The sequence below is a fragment of the Burkholderia sp. Bp9031 genome, assembly GCF_003857965.1.
Lineage (GTDB): Bacteria > Pseudomonadota > Gammaproteobacteria > Burkholderiales > Burkholderiaceae > Burkholderia > Burkholderia ambifaria_A.
Genome location: NZ_QTPW01000002.1, coordinates 138833 through 155870 on the forward strand (window position 1 = coordinate 138833; position 17038 = coordinate 155870).

General features: G+C 62.3%; 13 protein-coding genes and 2 pseudogenes. 7 read left to right on the forward strand and 8 right to left on the reverse strand.

Annotated elements, in window-relative coordinates; translation table 11 throughout:
• Positions 1–41 precede the first annotated feature (41 nt).
• On the forward strand, positions 42–1034 hold the full coding sequence (locus DIE15_RS03810) for a LysR family transcriptional regulator (protein WP_124832431.1): 993 nt from the start codon (positions 42–44) through the stop codon (positions 1032–1034).
• A gap of 154 nt (positions 1035–1188) precedes the next feature.
• Here the strand turns inward: DIE15_RS03810 and DIE15_RS03815 are convergent, their stop codons facing one another.
• Positions 1189–1602, reverse strand: coding sequence for a PRC-barrel domain-containing protein (locus DIE15_RS03815; RefSeq protein WP_124832548.1), 414 nt, complete (start codon positions 1600–1602; stop codon positions 1189–1191).
• Between the two features lie 499 nt (positions 1603–2101).
• On the opposite strand from DIE15_RS03815, the gene DIE15_RS03820 reads away from it, so the two are divergent.
• Both DIE15_RS03820 and DIE15_RS03825 read left to right on the forward strand, forming a co-directional pair.
• A complete protein-coding gene (locus DIE15_RS03820; RefSeq protein ID WP_124832432.1) occupies positions 2102–3319 on the forward strand; it encodes an MFS transporter in 1218 nt (405 codons plus the stop codon).
• Between the two features lie 134 nt (positions 3320–3453).
• Positions 3454–4554 (forward strand): alkene reductase, encoded by a 1101-nt coding sequence (locus tag DIE15_RS03825; protein ID WP_124832433.1) that lies wholly within the window; start codon positions 3454–3456, stop codon positions 4552–4554.
• A gap of 474 nt (positions 4555–5028) precedes the next feature.
• Here the strand turns inward: DIE15_RS03825 and DIE15_RS03830 are convergent.
• Positions 5029–5715 (reverse strand): annotated as a pseudogene (locus DIE15_RS03830) (winged helix-turn-helix domain-containing protein); the annotation flags it as partial.
• A gap of 508 nt (positions 5716–6223) precedes the next feature.
• Between DIE15_RS03830 and DIE15_RS37470 the strand changes: the two are divergent.
• A pseudogene (locus tag DIE15_RS37470) lies at positions 6224–6400 on the forward strand (helix-turn-helix transcriptional regulator); the annotation flags it as partial.
• On the opposite strand, the gene DIE15_RS03840 reads toward DIE15_RS37470, so the two are convergent.
• A complete protein-coding gene (locus tag DIE15_RS03840; protein ID WP_124832434.1) occupies positions 6397–7383 on the reverse strand; it encodes an MBL fold metallo-hydrolase in 987 nt (328 codons plus the stop codon). The pseudogene DIE15_RS37470 and the gene DIE15_RS03840 sit on opposite strands and share 4 nt — an antisense overlap.
• A 213-nt stretch (positions 7384–7596) precedes the next feature.
• Positions 7597–8229, reverse strand: a complete 633-nt coding sequence (locus DIE15_RS03845; RefSeq protein ID WP_124832435.1) for a DsbA family oxidoreductase — start codon at positions 8227–8229, stop codon at positions 7597–7599.
• A gap of 105 nt (positions 8230–8334) precedes the next feature.
• On the opposite strand from DIE15_RS03845, the gene DIE15_RS03850 reads away from it, so the two are divergent.
• Positions 8335–9240: a LysR family transcriptional regulator gene (locus DIE15_RS03850; protein ID WP_124832436.1), complete on the forward strand. Its 906-nt coding sequence runs from the start codon at positions 8335–8337 to the stop codon at positions 9238–9240.
• Positions 9241–9388: 148 nt separating this feature from the next.
• Here the strand turns inward: DIE15_RS03850 and DIE15_RS03855 are convergent, their stop codons facing one another.
• Positions 9389–10243, reverse strand: a complete 855-nt coding sequence (locus DIE15_RS03855; RefSeq protein WP_057924151.1) for a fumarylacetoacetate hydrolase family protein — start codon at positions 10241–10243, stop codon at positions 9389–9391.
• Between the two features lie 336 nt (positions 10244–10579).
• On the opposite strand from DIE15_RS03855, the gene DIE15_RS03860 reads away from it, so the two are divergent.
• Together DIE15_RS03860 and DIE15_RS03865 are read left to right on the forward strand one after the other, a co-directional pair.
• On the forward strand, positions 10580–11455 hold the full coding sequence (locus tag DIE15_RS03860; protein WP_057924152.1) for an alpha/beta fold hydrolase: 876 nt from the start codon (positions 10580–10582) through the stop codon (positions 11453–11455).
• Positions 11456–11534: 79 nt separating this feature from the next.
• Entirely contained in the window at positions 11535–12677 is a 1143-nt protein-coding gene (locus tag DIE15_RS03865; protein ID WP_124832437.1) for an FAD binding domain-containing protein, read from the forward strand.
• 149 nt (positions 12678–12826) lie between these two features.
• Here the strand turns inward: DIE15_RS03865 and DIE15_RS03870 are convergent, their stop codons facing one another.
• From DIE15_RS03870 to DIE15_RS03880, 3 genes are read right to left on the reverse strand one after another with little or no spacing between them, the layout of a single operon-like run.
• Entirely contained in the window at positions 12827–14128 is a 1302-nt protein-coding gene (locus tag DIE15_RS03870; protein ID WP_260428178.1) for a cytochrome c, read from the reverse strand.
• Positions 14125–16428 (reverse strand): xanthine dehydrogenase family protein molybdopterin-binding subunit, encoded by a 2304-nt coding sequence (locus DIE15_RS03875; protein ID WP_260428179.1) that lies wholly within the window; start codon positions 16426–16428, stop codon positions 14125–14127. Before DIE15_RS03875 ends, DIE15_RS03870 begins: the two co-directional genes overlap by 4 nt.
• On the reverse strand, positions 16380–16874 hold the full coding sequence (locus tag DIE15_RS03880; RefSeq protein WP_124832438.1) for a (2Fe-2S)-binding protein: 495 nt from the start codon (positions 16872–16874) through the stop codon (positions 16380–16382). The genes DIE15_RS03875 and DIE15_RS03880 overlap by 49 nt, the downstream gene beginning before the upstream one ends.
• Positions 16875–17038: the final 164 nt, after the last annotated feature.

Sequence of the window (17038 nt, forward strand, 5' to 3'; positions counted from 1 at the left end):
AAATTGGATTCGAAATCCAGTCAGCAGATTCGAGGTCAATCATGGATCGTCTGAAAACACTCGAAATACTCAAGACGGTAGCCGAGCATGGCAGTTTCACGAAAGCAGCCGAAGTGCATCGACTGGGCGTCGCGACCGTCAGCCGCGTCATCAGGAATCTGGAGACGTCGTTCGGCGTCCTCCTGTTCCACCGTACGACACGACGCGTCACCCTGACGGGTGCCGGCCATGATGTACTCGAACAGGCGGATGCGCTCCTGCATCAATACAATAGTTTCTCCGTTTGCTGCCATTCAAACGCGAGCGAGATCCAGGGCGAAATCTCGATCGAGGTATCAAATCTGTTCGAATCCGATCGGCTAACCCCGGTACTCGCGGACTTCAGCCGCGACTATCCGCACGTATGGATTCGTGTCGCCTGGGCCGATCATGCGGACGCCATCATCAACGGCGCGGCCGATCTTTCGATCGTGACCGGGCCGACGTCGAGCCTGACCTGCATCAAGCGTCCGCTCGGCCAGATTCCGATGGGGCTCTACGCGAGTCAACGGTATCTCGACGCTTGCGGTTCGCCCGAAGACCCGCAGATGCTCGAGCGAATCGACACGCGTTACCGCCGCCTGAGCTCCGGTGGATCGGTATGGTCGCTGCAAGATCGGAATACGGGCATAACCACCGAGATCCGAGTGCAGAGCGCGATACGTTCGAGTTGTATCGGCACGTTGATGCAAGCCACACGGCATGGCGCCGGAATCGCAGTACTACCTGAGCGTCTGGCCCAGCCGCATGAACGCACCGGTGAATTGGTACGCGTGCTGCCGAATTGGCAAGTGGCCGACCTCGACGCGTCTCTCCTCTATCACAGCCGCCGGAATTTGCCGGTGCGCATCCGCAAGCTCACCGATCGTTTGGTCGACGCGTTTCACAGCACACCCAACACTCGTCGAGCGCCGGCAAGCACTGCCGACGTGGCCACACGGTCGCACATCGACCGTCGCCACACCGCTATCGCCGATTCCGAGATGGCCACCTGAGCACGATCTGACACACGATCCTGCCCGCGTTTCTTGAAGCCAATCCCGATGACTCACAAATTCCCACACTGCGGGGCAAGCGCTGTTTGAACTGCCGAAGCGGTACGGCCAGCCGTCGCTCAATTGCGACCCGACCGCACCGTTTATGTGCCACTTAGTGGTGCGAGTAGGCCGACCGCGCGACAGGCACGGTCCGCACGTGCGCATACTGGAATGCCGGCATGGCCTTGATTGCCTCGCGCGTGCCGCCCGCGAGCGTCAGTTTCCCGTCGACAAAATCAAGCTGATCGACCGGCACGGCGACGTCGTGCTGCGAAATCCCGGCGAATTGATGTGCCGCGACGATCACGAACGACGCAGACTCATCCGGCGCGATGATGATGTCATGCACGACACCGATCGTCTGGCCGTGGTCGTTGACGACAGGCTTACCGAGAAACGACTTCTTCACGCTCCACCCGCGAACGATCAGTTCGGCTTCCGAGACGCTTACGCCTATCGGTTGCGCGCCTGCAATCTGTGCAGCCGCGTGCAGCGGGACCCCGCCTAGCGCCAGGACGGTCAGCATCGCCGTCAAAATAGGTGTTCTTCTCTTCATGATCAACTCCCGGTGGATGAATCAAATTTGGTTCTTTGCCTGACGAAAGCGTAGTCGATCACATCAACCCTCATGCTGAATCATCGCTGAATCGTTCTGAACCGCGTTGTCGCCGGCTTCTCGGGCAACGCGAGTTCGCAAATAACAGAAATTAAGACCTCGCGTAGGAAATTTCAGCCGCCACCAGACAGACTGGAATGCATCAGGCACCGCGTTCGCGGCATCGAATCGTCGAGTCAAACGTCCGCGTTTCCTTCACGTTGCACCACATACGACGTTGTAGTGCCCCCCTTTTGCATGACGCGCAATGCTCGATTGCGCGGTGCTGGTATTCCGATGCCATCGACCGATCAATAAGATTGTCGGCAACGCGGTGGGCATGCGAAGCAACGTCCTCCGCAAAGCAATCGAAACGGCCGATGCGACCGAGGTCCGGGCGCTTCGGCGTCTATCACTTAAGGAGTCGACCATGTCAGCAGATTCAACGACGCTCCCGGCTAGCGGGCATACCGCGAAACTCACGCAAGGGCTGATCCTGCTCTTCGCATTCAGTTGCGGCGCGATCGTCGCTAACCTGTATTACGCGCAACCGATCACGGAACTGATCGCCCCGCGCCTGCACATGTCCAGCGAAACGGCGAGTCTCATCGTCTCGCTCACGCAAATCGGCTACGCATTCGGCCTGTTCTTCATCGTGCCGCTCGGCGACTTGCTCGAGAACCGCAAACTGATGATCACGACGGCAATCGTCTCGATTGCGAGCCTTGCGGCAGCAGCGTTCGTGCAGACGCCGGGCCTGTTCCTGGCGATTTCGCTGCTGATCGGCTTCAGTTCGGTCGCCGTCCAGATCCTGATCCCGCTCGCCGCCCATCTGGCACCGGATCATTCTCGTGGCCGCGTGGTCGGCACGATCATGAGCGGATTGCTGCTGGGTATCCTGCTGGCACGTCCGATCTCCAGCGTAGTTGCCGACGCCTTCGGCTGGCGATTCGTATTTGCCGGCGCCGCCGTGCTGATGGCGCTCGTGACGGCCGTACTCGCACTGACGATCCCGTCCCGCCAACCGGAGCACCGAGCAACCTATTTCGAACTGATCGGTTCGCTGCTGCATCTGGTTCGCACGATGCCGGTGCTGCGTCATCGCGCGCTCTATCAAGGCCTGATGTTCGCGTCGTTCAGCCTGTTCTGGACCGCCGTCCCCGTCGAGTTGACGCGCCACTTCGGACTCTCGCAATCCGCTATCGGGCTGTTCGCGCTCGTCGGCGCGATCGGCGCGACGTCGGCACCCGTGGCCGGCCGTCTCGCAGACGCGGGCCATACCGTCCGTGCGACGCTGATCGCACTTGTCGCCGGCTCGCTCTCGTATGCGACGGGGTTGATTCACGGCGCGGGTCTGTACGGTCTCGTCATCACCGGCATCGTGCTCGATTTCGCAGTGCAGATGAGCATGGTGCTCGGTCAGCGCGAAATCTACGCGCTTCACGCAGCGAGCCGCAACCGGCTCAATGCGCTCTACATGACGAGCATCTTCGTTGGCGGTGCGATCGGCTCGGCGCTCGCGAGCCCATTGTACGAACGTGGCCACTGGCCGCTCGTCGCCGCGGTCGCAGCGGTATTCCCGATCGTCGCGCTCGTCCACTACCTCGCAATCGGACGGCCGCATGCGGAGCGTCACGCGCAGGCCTGACCCCGAGCCGGCATCACTTCGTGCGAAGCATGCCGGCACCGCCCTTGCACCGTCTCGCGGAACTTACGACCCCCCGTCGCATGACGTCCAGGGGATCGCCGCATGCGTCTACCTAACCTGAAAGGATCGCCATCATGTCCGCCTTGCTCAACAACTACGATCTTCGTGGCCTCTCGCTCTCAAACCGCATCGTAATGGGGCCAATGACCCGCTCCCGCGCGCCGCAACATGGCCTGCCCACCGATCTCATGGCCGAGTACTACGCGCAACGAGCGTCAGCCGGATTGATCGTGACAGAAGCGACCAACGTCAGCCCGGCCTCCGCCTCATTCGAACTCACGCCGGGTCTCATCACCGACGCGCAGGCCGCAGGCTGGCGGAAAGTCACGGACGCCGTCCACGCAAATGGCGGCCGCATCTTCGCGCAACTCTGGCACGGCGGGCGGGTCAGCTCGATGACGCTGCTTGGAGGCCAGGCGCCGCTGTCGCCGTCGGGTGTGAACGACGACCTGGAGCAACTTCAGGTCTGGGCCCAGCTGCAGAACGGGTACTACACCAAGATCCATGCAACGCCGTCTCGCGCAATGACGACCGCCGAAGTCGTCGAAGCCGTCGACGAATTCCGTCGCGCGGCCGCCCATGCGGTCGCGGCCGGGTTCGACGGTGTCGAAATTCATGCGGCCAACGGCTACCTGCCACATCAGTTTCTTTCTTCGACGCTGAATCGTCGCGACGATCGCTATGGCGGCTCCGTCGCCAACCGTGCGCGCTTCCTTGAGGAAGTCGTCGCCGCTGTCGGTACCGTGATGCCCTCGAGTCGAGTCGGCGTGCGCATCTCGCCCTACGCGAAATACAACAACGTCCGGGATGCCGACCCCGACACGACCTACGGCTACGTCGGCCGCATGCTGGACGAAGCCGGCGTCGCCTATCTGCACGCAGCCGACACCAACGGCTGGAGCGGCGAGCCAGATCTGCCCCGGATCATCAGGCAAGCACGCGAAGCATTCCGCGGCACGCTGATCGTCAACGGCGGCATTTCTCCCGATGCCGCAGACCAACTGATCGCGGCCGGCGATGCGGATCTCGTCGCATTCGCACGCGCGTACATCGCCAACCCCGATCTCGTCGAGCGTATCGCAGCCAATGCTCCGTTGGCGACGCCGAAAAACATCGGCTGGTATGGCGGCGACCGCAGTGGCTACGTCGATTACGGTCGTCACGAAGTCGCCTGAGTATCGACTATTTAGGTTAGCGGTTAGGCGCCCGACCGGTCCTGGGCCCTACCGCGCATCATTCATTGCCGGCCGGCAAGATGAAACGCGACATGCCAAATCCTGGCCTCCAGGCATCGTCCCGACGGGAGCCAGGCGCCCGTCCGCAGAAATTCAGCCGGCGCAGTTCGGAATCGATCCGGCCGAGTACGTCCGCACAACGGGTCGAGCAATTCGCGCGCAAACGGCCCTCGCGCACGACACCTGCATCGCGAGTTTCGCAGCGACCGGGCATCTTTTCGAATCGATCTCCGGCGACACTCGATTCGCCATCTATTCGACTGCGGCAGTGGTCGTCCTCGCATTCGTCTGTTCTTGCTCGTAGCGCATGTGACGCGCGACGACATACTCGAACTCACCCTCGTTGTGCAGCTTTTCCAGCGCATACGCGCGAGTCGATTCGGATAACCTGTACCTCGCGTTTGCGTGGGTAAATATCAGGTCGATCACGTGTTCGGCATTATCGAGCACCAGCAGGCACCGCGTTCCGGTGACGGCGCGGGCGATCTCGTCGATCGACGGCATGTCATCCGTTTGCAGCGCCAGCGCGTCGGCGAGCGTGCCCAGCACATCATCGCGTGTCGTTGCCTGAGCGAGTTCGACTACATGCGCCTGTTCTCCGGTCTGGTGCATGAGATCGTGGGCGATCCGGAGAGCAAGCGTGGTCTTGCCGATCCCGCCGGCACCGACAAGCGTGACCACCGGCGTCCGGTCGAGCATGTCGACGACCCCGCCGATTTCGGTCTCACGGCCGATCAGCGGCGGCACCTGCGAACGCTGCCCACCGACGGCAGTCGACGCATCCGCCGGCTCGGATAGCTGACCGCCAGCATGCATGTCACCGATCAGCACGTAGCCGCGGCCCGAAACCGTCTTGATCAGGTCCCGATGCACGCCGAGTGCCTTGCGCAACGTAGCGATATGCACCTGGATCCGGTTCTCCCCGACAATCGACCCGGGCCAGACGGCATCCATGATGTCGTCCTTCGATACGATGGAGCCGCTCGCGCGATGCAGCACCTCGAGAATGTCGAGTGCCCGTGCCCCGACGCACAGCGACTGGCCATCGCGGCGAATATCCCGTTGATCGAAGTCCACCGACAAACTACCGATCTGGATCATGGCTGCCCCCAGGTGCGCCTTGACGACTGCCAAGTGAGCGCAGTCGTTCACATGGCTTAAAGCCAGTGCCCGGCCAAGTGCCTGCCGGACACGAGATCTCAAGATTCGGGCGGAGTGTAGACAGCGCATAAACGCGCGTCTTGAAAGAAAATGCCCTCGATGCCCATTAGACACTCAAAGCAGGAATCCATTTCGCACGACAGAAAACGCCTCTCGAACGACTGGGATCACACCTGACAGGTGATTCGGCGAACGACCGGTCGGAATGAACGCACTCGCGTGATGTGTGGAAATTCGTCCAAATTAGCCTGGGAGCATCACCTGCCGCGTATAAGCTTGTCGAAAATTTTTTCGACTCATGTGCTGTCGAGGGACTCGCGTCGTGTCTCAATCACGCCTCGCTCCGCCCGCACCGCCGTTGAAAGACACACTCGGATGCGCGCCGGGCATGCTCATCAAGGATACCGAAGGGAGTGCGAGCGGCCTGACACTCTTTCGCAAATGCGTGCGCGATCCGTGGCGAAAGGGGGTACTTTCGCCGGCGAAGGTCGCGCGCGCAAAAGAACGCTGGATGGAAAAGGGTAACCTGGGCGTGTCGATAGCGGATGCGGTCAACGAATGCGGCTTGCCGCGCGGCTATTTCATTCGCGCATTCTCGCGAACGACCGGGCGCACGCCGCATCAATGCACCGGCGTCGAGTCGTAATTGACCGGTACCCAGTCATACCGCGCACCATCCTGGCGCAAGTGGCCAAGCCCTGGAAACGCGATGTGCGCCGCGCCGACCAGATAGCGCTGACTCGCCACGCGCTTCAGCATATCGCGGCGCGTCTGTTGCGCGATAGCCGGATCGCTGTCGTATTCGACGGACACGTCCGGATGCGTCAACTGGAGCGCGGCGACGTGCACGATATCGCCCCATACAAGCAGCGTCGAGCCATTGCTCTCGATCAGATAGGACGTATGCCCGGGCGTATGGCCGGGTGTCGGCACAGCTCGAATGCCGGGAGCAAGCGTCGCGTCCGCGGCGAACGTCTTGAAGCGGCCCGCCGCGATGTACGGGGCGACCGACGCGGCAGCCGCATCGAAGAACGAACCGAGAAACGCGGGCGCGCTCGACTTGTTGTCCGGCTCGAGCCAGTAGCGAGCCTCGGTCTCATTCACCCTGACGATGGCATTCGGGAACGTCATCTTCCCGTGCGAAACGATTCCGCCGACATGATCCTTGTGCAGGTGCGTGAGCCACACTTCATCGATCTTCTCCGGTGCATAGCCAGCCGCGATCAGGTTGTCGACCAGCTTGCCGCAGCAGTCGCCGTACAGCACGCCTGCCCCCGCGTCGATCAGGATTCTCTTCGCTCCGGTATCGACCAGAAATGCGTTGATCGACCCTTGTACCGGCGGATCGAGGAACTCGCGATCGAGGTCGCGCTTGATCTCATCCGTCGAGATGCCGCGGATCACGGTATCGATCGGAAACGGGTGCGTCCCGTCGGACAGCGCTATCACCTTGAACGCGCCAACCTTCTCGCGATAGAAGCCCGGTGCTTGCGCGCCGTCGCCAAGACCGGCGGCAAATGCACCGATCGGCGTGACGCCAATGGACCATGCAACAAGCACGACGCTGCACGCACGTATCGCGATGGTTCGCCAATTCTGGTTTGGCATGTCATGTTTCCTTTGAAGATGGGATCCGGCACGCGTCACCACTTCGGTGCAGCAGCACGCGCTACCGTCGACGAAGCGGTTCGCCCTTGCGCAGCGACGCTTCAGCACGGCAACGAGCGTAGCTTGCGGGCAACCCGAATGTCCTGATCCGGACATGAATCGTTCTGAATGCCCGGATCTCTCACGACATTGCCGATCACGCAACCCGGTCGATCATCCTTGCGCAGCGGCAAGCGCATCGCGAAATACCGATGCCGGCTGTGCTCCGCTGATAGACATCGCACCGATCCGGGTCGCCGGTACCGACGCGACACCGCTGCGAACCGCATCCGCCTCAAGTTCCAGCACGGCCTCAAGGCCCGCGTCCGACACGAGGAACGCGCGAATCGCCTCGGCATCCAGGCCGGTACCGGCGGCAACGTCGACAAGCACCTCCGCGTCTCCGATATCGCGCCCGTCGTGAAAATACGCAGCGAACAGCGCATCGACAAGCGCAACCGCACTGCCCCGCTGCTGCGCGAACCACACGAGTCGATGCGCGAGCCGCGTGTTCGGCGTGCGCGCGATCTTCGCATGGTTGAACGTCAGGCCGGCGGCGCGACCGGCTTCCGCGACCTGCGCATCGAGTGCCTGAGAACGTGCCCAGCTACCGAATTTCGCGCTTCGGTAGGCCTTGCGGTCCATGCCGGCAACCGGCATCGTCGGATTCAGTTCGAAAGGAACGAAGCGGACATTGATCGCATCGGCCTGATCCGCTTCGGCAACGACCTCGGCCAGCCTGCGCTCGGCAATCCAGCACCACGGGCAGACGAGATCGTAGATCACCGTCACATCGAGCGTATTCATCGCAACCTCCTGTGCATGTTCATATGACAAGATAGCGCCTGCGGCCCGACGCCAGAATGCGACCGGCACGCAAAGCTATATTGCGACTCGAACAAAGGCGACCCCATGGACAGATTTTCCACGCTGCGTGCATTCGTCGAAGTGGCGGAAGCCGGCGGCTTCTCGAGCGCGGGGCGGCGTCTCGGTCTTGCGGCCTCGTCCGTGGTCCGTGCCGTCGATGCGCTCGAAGCATCGCTCGGCACGGTCCTCCTGAACCGCACGACCCGGCAAGTGACGCTATCGGACGCAGGGTCTCTCTACTACGCACGCGCCAAGCGGCTGCTCGAGGATCTGGCCGATGCCGACGCGCTCGTTTCGGATCGCGGCGACGAGCCGTCCGGGCCCTTGCGTGTGTCGGTCCCGGTTGTCTACGGCATGCGTCGGATCGCGCCTCACGTATCGGCCTTTCTCGCTCGCTATCCAAAGCTCGACCTCGATCTGCAACTGACCGACGAGCGTGTCGACCTCGTGCACGGCCGGATCGACGTCGCGATCCGGCTAGGCGAAGCGGCGCCGTCGGCCGACGTCGTCGCGAAGCCGCTCGCCACGTTCCGGCGCTACGTCGTCGCAAGTCACGACTATCTGGATGCACACGGCACGCCGACGACGCCCGGCGAACTGGTCGATCACGCGTGCCTGCGTTTTCATTTCGGCAGCGATCAACAGGTGTGGACGTTCACCGATGCGCGCGACACGATGAAAGTCATCGTCACCGGACGCCTGAAGTCGAACCACAGCGAAGTGCTGCGGGGCGCGGTGCTTGACGGCGCAGGCATTGCGTTGCTACCCGACTGGCTCGTCGATGAGGACGTCCAGGCGGGCCGCCTGCGGAAACTGTTCGAGCATTACGACGTCACGCCCGACGCGGCGCGCTCTGTCGTCACCGCGCTCTACCTGCCGAACCAGCGCGGTTCGAAGCGCGTGACGGCATTCATCGACTTCGTCACGTCGCTCACGACCCTGTCCGGCTGACAAGAGCAGGCGCGCGACAACCATTCCCGACATGGCACGCCCGCAGCGCTGAAGCAGCTTGCGGCCGATGCCCATGGCGGGCGCCGCAAGCGTATAGAGACTTGGCCATGCCCTGCACGACGTCGACCGCAGCGCAGGGGCCGCCCGGTCAGACCGCCTTCGCGATCGGATTGCGCAGCACGCCAAGCCCTTCGATCTCGACTTCACAGACATCGCCCGGCTTCATCCAGAGTTGAGGCTCGCGCGCCATGCCGACGCCGGCCGGCGTGCCCGTGACGATCACGTCGCCTGCCTGCAGCGTCATCACCTCGCTCAACAGTACGATCAGCGTCTCGACGTCGAAGATCATGTCCGAAGTCGACGCCTCCTGTACGACCTTGCCGTTCAGGCGCGTCTGGATGCACCGCCCTTTGCAGCCTCGGGGCAACGCGTCGGCCGTAACGAACCACGGCCCGAATGCGCCGGTTCCATCGAAATTCTTGCCCATCGTCCATTGCGGCGTACGGAACTGGTAGTCGCGCAGCGTCGCGTCGTTGAATAGCGCGTAGCCCGCCACGTGATCGAGCGCACGCTCGCGCGGGATATTCCGGCCGCCCGTGCCGATCACCGCAGCCAGCTCACCTTCGTAATCGAGTTGCGACGACTGCGGCGGCATCACGATCGCTTCGCCATGACCGATCAGGCTCGACGCAAAGCGCGCGAATACGGTCGGATAGGTCTGCTTCTCGAAGCCGGTTTCGGCCGAATGGTCGAGATAGTTCAACCCAACGCAGACGATCTTGTTCGGTCGCCCGAACGGCGGCAACAAGCGAGCGGCGTCGAGATCGACCGCGCTGCCGCGCGCGAGCCCGTCGGCCACCTCGGCAAAGGATGCGCCCCTCGCGAGCAACGCGTCCAGATCACCCGGATAGCCGGCATCGCAAGCCATCAATCCGTGCCAGCTTCCGTTCCGTTCGACCGCCAGGCCGCGACGTCCATCGATTTCATAGGCTGCAAAACGCATCGCACGCTCCTTGTCTGACGTCCGCGCGGACGCCAGTTGCTTCGTCAACGTCCTCGCCGAGCCGAACGGCTTCCGGTCAGGTCGGCCGCCACCCTTCGCTACATCCGTCACCGACGCCACTCGCCGCACTGCTCACATCGGGCATTAGAGGTCGCCACCATCCCAGGAACAACTTAATCGTTATGAAGCGGCCCGCGCCTGCCGGAACGCATCTACCCGAAAGATGATTCAGAACAATTCATGCGACTGTCCATGGTGCTTCGCCTATGCTCGAACAGCACTCGCGCGCACTTCGCTCCGATGGCGCGTCTTCCGAACCGCAATGGGAACCGACACATGTCCACCACCACGCCTTCGATCGTTCACCACACCGTCACTGCGAACGGAATTCGACAACATTTCATCGACGCGGGCAGCGGGCCCGTCGTGGTCCTGCTGCACGGGTTTCCGGAAACCAGCTTCGCATGGCGCTTCCAGATTCCCGTCCTGGCACAGCGCTACCGCGTGATCGTGCCCGACCTGCGCGGCTACGGCGAAACCGACAAGCCGGCCACCGGCTATGACAAACGCAACATGGCGCGCGACCTCGTCGCATTGCTCGACACGCTCGGCATCGGCCGCATCGCGCTGGTCGGGCACGATCGCGGCGCACGCGTCGCGACACGCTTCGCGAAGGACTTCCCCGAGCGCCTCGAGCGCCTCGTCGTGATGGACAACGTGCCGACTCGCATCGTCGCGCAGAACATGACGGCCCAGACGGCACGCGCGTACTGGTTCTTCCTGTTCCATCAGGTAGCGGACCTGCCCGAAGCACTGATCGCGGGCAAGGAAGCCGAGTGGCTAAGCCACTTCTTCTCCGACTGGTGCTACAACCCGCACGCCATTTCCGGCGAAGCGTTCGACACGTATGTCCGGGCCTATCGTCGTCCCGGCGCCGTACGCGGCGCACTCTCCGACTACCGCGCGAACGCGGAAGACGTCAAACAGGATCTCGCCGACGCCGATGTGAAGATCGCATGCCCAACCATGGCGATCTGGGGTGAGGATTTCTACGCGGTCGGCAAGATGTTCGACATGAAATCCGTCTGGGAAAGCATGGCGACACATCTTCGTGCCGAGCCCATCGCGCAATGCGGCCACCTTCCGCAGGAAGAACAGCCGGAACGCGTCAACACGCTGCTGCTCGATTTCCTGAAGAGCTGGGAAGGTTGAATCCGCAGCGCTCCGGCATCGCGGATGCCGGAAATTGAACGCCACGACGCGCGCGATCGCTGGCCAACAGGAGCACATCATGAATAACGTATCGAGGCCGCGAGCGCTCATAATCGGCGGATCGGTGGGCGGCCTCTTCACGGCGACTGCACTGCGCGCGGCGGGATGGCGCGTCAGCGTGTTCGAACAGTCGCCAAGCGAGCTCGACAGCCGCGGCGGTGGCATCGTCCTGCAACCGCCGATCGTCCGCGCGTTCGCATTCGGCGGGGTACCGGTGCCGCGCGATACCGGCGTGGATTCGATCGACCGGATCTATCTCGACGCGAGCGACCGGATCGTGCAGCACCAGCACATGCCGCAAACCCAGACTGCATGGAATGTGATCTACACCGCGCTGAAGCGCGCACTGCCAGTGGACGTCGTCCACACAGGCGAGGCGTTCGAGCGGCTCGATTCCGATGGCGCTCGCGTGACCGCGCATTTCGCGAGCGGGCGGGTAGAGCACGGGGATCTGCTCGTCGGCGCGGATGGCGGGCGCTCTGGCGTGCGCGCGCAACTGCTACCCGATACGCATCCCACCTATGCGGGTTATGTCGCGTGGCGCGGGCTCGTCGACGAGCACGACCTGCCCGATCAGGTGCTTCGCGTGCTGCATAACCGCTTTACGTTTCAGCAGGGTGACGCACATCTGTTCCTGACCTACCTGGTACCTGGCCGCGACGGCACCGTCGAGCCCGGCAAACGACGCGTGAACTGGGTGTGGTACCGGCGTCACTCGCACGACAAGCTGCCTGAACTGTTTCTTTCCCGGGACGGCACACAGCGAGACGGATCGCTGCCTCCCGGTGCGATGCGCGACGACAATCGATCGGAACTCGTCGACGCGGGCCGCAACCTGCTCGCGCCGACGCTCGCCGCACTCGTCGACGCGACGCACGCGCCGTTCGCACAGGCGATTCAGGATCTTGTCGTCGAGCGAATGGTGTTCGGCCGCACGGTACTGCTTGGCGACGCGGCTTGCCTCGTCCGTCCGCATACCGCCGCCGGCGTAGCAAAGGCGGCCGACAACGCGGTCGGACTCGCCGAAGCGATGCAGGCTTTCGCGCAAGGCACGGCGTTCGACGCCGCACTGTCGCGTTGGGAACTCGATCAGCAGAAGATCAACGCGTCGCTATCGACGCTCGGTATTTCACTGGGCTCACGCATCATGGGATCCAGGTGACCGCATTGGCAATGCCTTGCACACGCCCAGTCTCGCGCCATCATGCGTTTCAGATAGCTCCGTGTCAGTCGGACGCCCGACATCACATCGACGAGGAGCAAGCCCGCTGGCAATCGCGCGCGATTGACGGGAACCGAAGACGTTGCGGTTCAATGTCGCGAAGCCGCCACTCGCTCCGGCGTAACCTGTCCTGACTTTCCGCCAAATTGCGCAATTGCGTAATTTGCAACCGCGGCAATCTCGACGTCGCTGTATGCAGCGCCGAATGCCGGCATTGCAGTTGCAGGAACATCACCACGGCTATGTGATCCATCAAGCAGCAAACGAACGAGGTTGTCGCCTGCCGGGTCGCTGAGCATGTGGGCGCCAACAAGGCTCGCACGCTCGGATTGCTGTCCGATTCCGTCGTATCCGTGACAGCTGGCGCACGCTGCTTCGAATACACGTTTGCCAATGCCATCACCGCCCGGCCCTGGCGTCCAACGCGCTGACTGCGACAGCGATGATGACGTTACCGAAACGGCCGCCGCAGCATCGGCATGCCGAGACGGTACGGTGCGCAGATATGTCACGATATCCTCAATATCACGCCGCGGCAGATGGCCAAGACTCAATTCGACCGCCTCTCGCATACTGCCGGACGCGGCGCCGTGACCCGCGGCATGCCCGTTCGCCAGGTAATCGACGAGATCCGAATTGCTCCATCTACCGATTCCGGTTTCCGGGTCCGGCGTGATGTTCCAGGCTTTCCAACCATCGACGACACCACCCGACAACATCTCCGTGGTCTTCGACGCGAACAGAAAATTCCGTGGCGTGTGGCATTCACCGCAATGGGCGAGACCATTGACGAGATAGTTGCCGCGATTCCACGAAGCGCTGCGCGCAGGATCGGGAGCGAACGTCTTGCCGTCGAAAAAAAGCAGCTTCCAGCCACGCATCAATCGACGTTGGTCGAACGGAAATGCAAGATCGTTCGAGGGTGTCGATGCATGAATCGGTTCGACTGTTGCGAGAAACGCCCGGATCGCCAACACGTCATCGTTGGACAGCTTCGCATATGACGTATACGGGAACGCTGGATAGAGGTCTTCGCCATGCCGCCCCACCCCTTCGCGCAATGCCCGCACGAATTCGTCGTTGCTCCACGCGCCAATACCGTTATCCCGATCAGGCGTGATATTGGGTGCAAAGATCGTACCGAATGGAAGCTTGAAACCGACACCGCCCGCGAACGGCCGACCGCCCGGCACTGTATGACACGCAGCGCAGTCCGCGGCGGTGACAAGGTAACGACCGCGCGCAATCAACGCATCGCCCTGCGGCAGAGCCCCGCTCGACGCGACCACCTTTTCCAGTCGGTGCGGCCAGAAGAATACCGACACCGCTCCAATCAGCAACGCACCACCCACCGCAATTGCGGCTATCCATTTTTTTGCACGGAGCATCATGCGCCCCTCCCGCCAAACGTCGATATCAAAGGCGGACGGTGGCCTTGCCCCTTGACAGCCAATGCCTGCCTGTCGATCGGCAGATCACGCAGGCGCACTCCGGTTGCTGCGAAAATGGCGTTGGCAAGTGCGGGTGCCGCCGAGACCGTGCCGACTTCGCCGAGCCCGCCCGGCGATGCTTCGCTGGACATGACAATTACCTCGAACGGCGGCACTTCGTTGATGCGGATCTGTCGATAATCGTGGAAGTTGCTCTGCTGCACAACGCCCTTCTCTATTGTGATCGCGTTATAAAGTGCAGCTGAGAGCCCGAACAAGACGCCCCCCTGGATCTGCGCCACGACGCTGTCAGGATTGACGGCAATCCCGCAGTCGATCGCCGCCGTAGCGCGGCGCAACCGGATTTCACCCTGCTGATCCACTTCAATTTCGAGAATGAGCGCGGCGTGCGAGCCGAAGCTGTCATGCAGCGAGACACCGCGGCCACAACGCGGCGGCAACGACTTCCCCCAACCGGCAGCCTGTGCGGCACGATCGAGCACGGCCAGCGAGCGAGGGTTTTGACGCAGGAGAGCCCGGCGGTATTCGACCGGATCGCGTTTTGCTGTGTGCGCAAGCTCGTCGATAAAAGATTCGACGACGAATACGTTATGGGTCTCGCCTACCCCCCGCCACCAGTTCAGCGCTACCGGCCCATCCTGCCGCACCCAATCCGAACGCATTGCGGGAATTTCATAGGGCAGGTCTGCTGCGCCGGCCACTGCGTCGTGATCGAGCTGACCCTCCGGCCAGGGTTTGCGATCGTAGTATGTGCGTACGGTCGAGCATCTCGTACGGTGCATCCATGCCACTGGCGAACCGTCGGCCCCAAGCGCCGCCGCGACAGTATCGTGATACGCGGGACGAAAGCGATCGTGCTGGATGTCCTGCTCCCGCGTCCAGATCATTTTCAGCGGGTAGTTCACCTGGCACGCGAACCGCACGGCTTGTTCGATCGTGTCGACCGCCAGCCGGCGTCCAAAGCCTCCACCGATCAGGTGGTTACGCACTATCACTTGGTCAGGCGAAAGGCCGGTAAGCTGGGCAGCAACGATGCGCGCGATCTGAGGCACCTGTGTGCCGACCCAGATGTCGCATCCATCAGGCCGCACATGGACCGTCGTGTTGATCGGCTCGAGCGCCGCGTGCGCCAGGTAGGGCAACGTATAAACGGCGTCGATTCGACGATCGCCGACGTCGCTCAGCCTGCGCTCCGGGTCACCTGTCTGCTTGCCGAGAATGGGTGTACCTCGCGCGTCGCGAAGCCGGCCGGCCAGTTCATCGGACGTCAACGTGGCGTTGGGGCCCGCGTCCCATTCGACCTGCAATTGACTCAACGCGCGACGCGCGAACCAGTAATTTTCACCCACCACGGCGACGGCATCGTCAATGCGCAGCACGTCGATCACGCCAGGCATGGCGCGCGCGGCCCGGTCGTCGACACGACGGACCTTGCCGCCAATGGTCGGACACATCGCGAGAGCCGCCACGCGCATGTCCTTGACGTTCACGTCGATGCCGAACGTCGCGGTTCCGTTGATCTTGGCTGGCGTGTCCACACGCTGGATCGGCTTGCCGATCAGCCGGAAATGCGAAGATGGCTTTAGCGTGACGTGTGTCGGCATCGGCTGTCGACGAGCAGCCGACGCAACGGCACCGAAAGACAGCGTACGCCCCGTCCGATCGTGTGTGATGATCGCCCGCGCCACCGAACATTCGGTCACAGGAACATGCCACCGCTCGGCGGCGGCACTGACGAGCATCATTCGCGCCGCGGCGCCGGCATTCCGTAGCGGCGTGAAATAGGCACGGACGGACGTCGAGCCGCCCGTGGCCTGCGCCTTCAGGATCGACTGCGTATAGGCTTGAGTATCGGGGGGTGCCATCGCGACCTCTACCTGATCGAGCCCAACCTCCAGCTCCTCGGCCAGCATCATCGCTTCGCCGGTAGCAATACCCTGCCCCATTTCGACACTCGGCACCACGAGTACGATACGCCCGTCCGCACCTATGCGAATAAAGCCGCTCGGGACGAAGCCGTCGAAGCCCGTGCCTGCCGCATCCAAAGCGCCGATCGCGGCAAGATCAGGCTCTTTCATAAACGCGCGCGCGGGCTTTGCGAGTGCAAATCCGACCAGCAACGCGCCGGTGGTCAGGAAGCGACGACGCGCGGTATCCGCCAGCGTCGTCTCATCGACGGGTCCGTACGTTTTCATGTAGCGGCCTTGATTGCTGCGCGAATGCGCGGGTACGTACAGCACCGACACAAATTTCCAGCCATTGCTGCATCGATGGCTGCATCGTCGGGATGTGGATTGCGTGCCAGGAGAGCCGTCGCCGACATGATTTGCCCGGACTGACAGTAACCGCACTGCACCACCTCGAGCTTGAGCCAAGCGGCCTGCACCTGCTTGCCAACATCGGTGTTGCCGATCGCTTCAATCGTCGTGATGGGCCCGTTGACCGCCGACACTGGAAGAAGGCACGAACGCACCGGATTGCCATCCAGATGCACCGTACAGGCCCCGCACTGCCCAATGCCGCAGCCAAATTTCGTGCCGCACAACCCTACGACCTCGCGCAATACCCACAGAAGCGGCATATCGGGGGGGACGCGAAGTTCTGTCCGCTGTCCGTTTATCACGAGCGACGTAGCCGGCCATGGCGAACTTGTCGTCGTGCTCGGTATCGACACTGTCCTTCCCATCGACAATTTTCCTTGTTCAGCTGATCCAATCCATCATGTGCCGGTTCCATTCACAACTTCAAACCGCGCGTTTTCAGGATCGAGGTAGATATGGACGGGATACGAAATTCAATGTGGAAGCCCCTGAATTCGCCTGAAACAATCCTTAATCAAAAACCGGAATG

Excerpts from the sequence above, each read along its gene's own strand:
- DIE15_RS03860 (WP_057924152.1), top strand. The coding sequence starts at position 10,580 with ATGTCCACCACCACGCCTTCGATCGTTCACCACACCGTCACTGCGAAC.
- DIE15_RS03810 (WP_124832431.1), top strand. The coding sequence starts at position 42 with ATGGATCGTCTGAAAACACTCGAAATACTCAAGACGGTAGCCGAGCAT.
- DIE15_RS03815 (WP_124832548.1), bottom strand. The coding sequence starts at position 1,602 with ATGCTGACCGTCCTGGCGCTAGGCGGGGTCCCGCTGCACGCGGCTGCA.
- DIE15_RS03870 (WP_260428178.1), bottom strand. The coding sequence starts at position 14,128 with ATGATGCTCCGTGCAAAAAAATGGATAGCCGCAATTGCGGTGGGTGGT.
- DIE15_RS03855 (WP_057924151.1), bottom strand. The coding sequence starts at position 10,243 with ATGCGTTTTGCAGCCTATGAAATCGATGGACGTCGCGGCCTGGCGGTC.
- DIE15_RS03820 (WP_124832432.1), top strand. The coding sequence starts at position 2,102 with ATGTCAGCAGATTCAACGACGCTCCCGGCTAGCGGGCATACCGCGAAA.
- DIE15_RS03865 (WP_124832437.1), top strand. The coding sequence starts at position 11,535 with ATGAATAACGTATCGAGGCCGCGAGCGCTCATAATCGGCGGATCGGTG.
- DIE15_RS03825 (WP_124832433.1), top strand. The coding sequence starts at position 3,454 with ATGTCCGCCTTGCTCAACAACTACGATCTTCGTGGCCTCTCGCTCTCA.
- DIE15_RS03880 (WP_124832438.1), bottom strand. The coding sequence starts at position 16,874 with ATGGGAAGGACAGTGTCGATACCGAGCACGACGACAAGTTCGCCATGG.
- DIE15_RS03850 (WP_124832436.1), top strand. The coding sequence starts at position 8,335 with ATGGACAGATTTTCCACGCTGCGTGCATTCGTCGAAGTGGCGGAAGCC.
- DIE15_RS03845 (WP_124832435.1), bottom strand. The coding sequence starts at position 8,229 with ATGAATACGCTCGATGTGACGGTGATCTACGATCTCGTCTGCCCGTGG.
- DIE15_RS03840 (WP_124832434.1), bottom strand. The coding sequence starts at position 7,383 with ATGCCAAACCAGAATTGGCGAACCATCGCGATACGTGCGTGCAGCGTC.